This is a genomic window from Microcoleus sp. ARI1-B5, from assembly GCF_036705795.1.
GTDB lineage: Bacteria > Cyanobacteriota > Cyanobacteriia > Cyanobacteriales > Microcoleaceae > Microcoleus.
In genome coordinates this window covers 1-4,053 of sequence record NZ_JAUBVK010000068.1, presented here as the reverse complement: position 1 = coordinate 4,053, position 4,053 = coordinate 1, and the positions used below count along the sequence as shown (strand labels likewise).

1 protein-coding gene and 1 pseudogene are annotated in these 4,053 nt (G+C 44.4%); both read left to right on the top strand.

From position 1 onward, the window contains the following. The first annotated feature begins 1,162 nt into the window (after positions 1 to 1,162). Complete coding sequence (ltrA, locus tag QUB63_RS34805) at positions 1,163 to 2,914, top strand: group II intron reverse transcriptase/maturase (RefSeq protein WP_332949947.1); 1,752 nt, start codon at positions 1,163 to 1,165, stop codon at positions 2,912 to 2,914. Between the two features lie 519 nt (positions 2,915 to 3,433). Beyond that, positions 3,434 to 3,994: pseudogene (locus QUB63_RS34800) on the top strand (reverse transcriptase N-terminal domain-containing protein); the annotation flags it as partial. Between the last annotated feature and the right edge of the window lie 59 nt (positions 3,995 to 4,053).

Here is a 4,053-nt window from a genome sequence, read left to right as displayed (position 1 = left end):
AATAGCTCGATGCCTGGGATTTTATTAAAAGATAAAGCCTCTTTCTGATATCAAGAAAGGGGCTTTGTTGTTTGAGACTATGATTCAAGAGAATATTTAAAATAAGTACCTAGTACAGATAGGCGTAAATAAACAGACTATTAAACAGCCAAGACTTTACCCTTATATGTCCACTTAAAAGGTTTAGCCATTGTTTGATTAATACCAATTTAATATGAAGCTGCATAGAATAAAGCTTCAAGAATGAAATTGTAAGAAGATAGCGAACTGATTTGTTCAGGGGTGATTTCTTGCAGAACCTGATTCAGTCTTTCACGCAATTGGACAAGTGTCAGAAACACTTCTCTCTTGAATTGTTGTTTGATGAATTGCCACACTCGTTCAATGGGGTGCGATTCGTTCTATCTAAATAAAGTGCTTAAAATACTTTTGGGAGGAGAGGCAAGATTCATAACCGAATCTTGACAACTTAACAACCTTGAGGGTGAAAGCCCCTCCTTTCAGGTACAAGAAATGAAAGCATATTCCCTAAGGTAGCGACTAGCCATGTGCGATGTGAAAGTCGTACATCAAACGTATACAACACGGTAAGAATGAGGAGCCGTCTCCTCCAGGGGATTCTCTCCCCCTGTCCCCATGTAAAGGAGTCACTGACTCTGCCTACGTCAAAAGTAAGCAATGAACCTGACGGAATGCAAGGCACAAAAGTCCAAGGTACAAAACCTGAATTGTAAGGAGGGCAAGGGGAAGATTGGGAAGGATTAACGAAAGTGAACCATTACTGATAGTCCCGTAATTCGCTCAAGAGTGAAACCAGGTTGACACACTCTGACCAAAAGGTAAGCAGGTTGGTTATGACAGTATGGTTTAGTCATGACGAGAGAACTAAAACTCCTGCCGGGATAGAGATGGAATCCTAACTCAATCGAGTTTCGGATGTACGGAACACAGTAAGCCCTATAGATTCTCAGACGAAGGTCGAAAAGCTGAGTAGGTCAACTGTAAGGAAGACGGAATTATCTAGAGGGTAAAGGAAAGTGGAGAAAGCAAATGCTTCTGTGTAATGCAGAAGATAGGGGTTCAAGATTTGCCCTACGTCGAAAGACGGCAGACTTCCACTAGGTTTCAAACGATAAAACCTCAGAGAAGGAACTGAACCGAAGTGAAAGATAGATTCAGCAATGAAATCGGAGCCAAGGAACCGCCAACAGAGTGGTCAGACATTGATTGGAAGACCATCAAAGAGCGCGTTAGGAACCTGAGACGGAGAATTTATCGTGCCAAACAGAACGGTAAGTGGAATAAGGTTCCTAGCCTTATGAAACTGATGCTACGCAGTTACTCCAACCTGCTACTGTCAGTGCGAAGGGTGACTCAAGAAAACCAAGGGAAACGAACGGCTGGCATAGACGGTCAGACGGCAACGACCCCAGCAAAAAGAGTCAAACTTGTCAGAGAAATGCTGACATATAGCCTGTGGCAAGCCAAACCAGCCAGAAGGGTATACATCCCCAAAGCAAACGGCAAACAACGTCCATTAGGCATCCCAACAGTCAAAAACCGAGTCGCACAGGCAGTTGTCAAGAATGCGTTGGAACCCATTTGGGAAGCCGAATTTGAGGAAAACTCTTATGGGTTTCGCCCTGGTAGAAGCTGCCATGATGCTCTGGAACAATCCTGGATTAGACTCCAGAAAGGAATGGACACATGGGTGCTAGATGCCGATATTAAAGGGGCTTTTGACAATATCAGCCATGAATACATCCTCAAAGCTATCGGAGAAATCCCTGGTAGAGAGCTAATAAAACAATGGCTAAAAGCAGGATATGTAGAAGCTGAAGTTTTCCACGCAACAGAGAGCGGTACTCCCCAAGGGGGAATAATCAGCCCCCTACTTGCCAACATAGCCCTCGATGGGATGGAAAGACTGTTAGCCGAGTACAAAGTGGTGAAAACCTATCAATGTACAAAGCAGGCAACGGGTGAGGAATACACCAAGAAAAAGAAGCTAGGTAAATACGGATTTATCCGATACGCCGACGACTTCATCATCACCGCTCGAAGTGAGGAAGATATCAAAGCAATAACCCCCACCATCTTTCGATGGCTCTCGGAAAGAGGACTAGAACTGAACAAGGACAAAACCAACGTAGTTCACATTGAACAAGGATTCAACTATTTAGGGTTCAATGTCCGCCAGTTCAACAGTAGCTGCTTCATAGTTCCACAAAAAGAGAAAGTAAAAGACTTTCTTGCTGAAATTCGGGCATGGCTCAAAGCACACCCGACTATTACACAAGAAGCAGTAATTGCACACCTCAATCCAATTATTAGAGGATGGGGGAACTACTACAGGCATGGTGTCAGCCAACGGGTATTTTCCTATGTTGACCACGAAATTTGGAAATCGCTCTGGCAGTGGTCGCTAAGAAGACACTCGTTTCGAGTGGGAAAACAAAAAGGTAAGGGTAAAGAATGGGTGCGAAAGAAATACTTCAAAACCATCGATGGAAATAAGTGGACTTTCGCAACAAATATAAGAAATAGGCATGGCAAGGAGGAAACAATAGCCATTTGCCGATTAGCAAAAACTCCCATTCAACGTCATGTCAAAATTAAAGGCACGGCATCACCCGATGACCCCTCACTAACCGAATATTGGGAGCAACGTCATACCAAATATGGCAAAGCCTATTGGGATAAAGGCTCAAAATACTACAAAGTTGCCCAAGCCCAAGACTGGAAATGCCCCCTATGCGGCGAACACCTGTTTAATGGAGAGGAACTGCACACCCATCACAAAATAAGGGTGAAAGACGGTGGCACAGATAGAATCGATAATTTAGCCCACCTACATAAAGCGTGTCACAAACACGCACACACAGGCAAACGTTCTGCAAGGCAGGAAGCTTGAGCCGGATGATGGGATAACTGTCAAGTCCGGTTCTTAGGGGGGAGAGATACGGCGACGTATTCTCTCCTACCCGACCAATCCTTAAAGCGGGAATAAACGGCGGTAAGTCTAAGTCTAATAGGCAATCCCGTCTAGCAAGAATCTATGGGTAGCGAAAGCGAAGATGTTTAACCATCGACACCGCGTAACCAGTGAAATAGACTGATACACTGGGGTCAAAAGACCAAGAGCATTAAGATACTTGAGTTGTACCACTAACTTGAGTTTGTACTATCTGCTCCGGTAGAAGAGCACCACCCTAAAGATTCAACCAAAGGTTGTTAGGAACGAAGTAACTCAATCGATGTCTCTCTGCAAGGTCGAATAGGCAGAGTAGTCAGCTAAGACGCAATATCTCGGAGATAATCCAAGGACGCGGTTGAGTGAGATTGAGTCAGAAGCAAAAGCCTTGAGTAATGTCAAGGATAAGCAGACGGACTCACGGTGATACAGATTGTGGAGTTGTAATTAGCAATGAATATGTCTAATACGAGTTTCAAGACTACGTTGGAATGGAATGAACTCAATTGGCGTTTACTAGAACGTCGGGTTTACAAGTTGCAAAAACGAATCTACAGAGCTGAATTGCGTGGAGATGTCAAGGCAGTTAGAAAGCTTCAAAAAACTCTGTTAAAATCCTGGTCTGCAAAATGCTTGGCAGTCAGAAGGGTAACTCAAGACAACCGTGGCAAAAAGACGGCTGGTGTGGATGGCGTAAAATCGCTGACCCCTAAGCAACGTCTAAACCTAGTTGACACTCTGAAGTTGGGAAACAAAGCCAATCCTACTAGGCGAGTCTATATAGACAAGCCAGGGACTAACGAAAAACGCCCACTAGGAATACCCACAATGTTTGACCGTGCAGCACAAGCACTAGCAAAGCTAGCGCTTGAACCGGAATGGGAGGCAAAATTTGAGCCAAACTCTTACGGATTCAGACCAGGACGGTCATGCCACGACGCCATCGGACAAATCTATAACGTTATCAACAAAGGGGACAAATACGTCCTGGATGCTGATATCGCCAAATGTGTGCGCCGTGGCAGTCAACACGGTATCCCCAATCTAATTGGGAGAGACTAAGAAGAATGTCTCTAAGT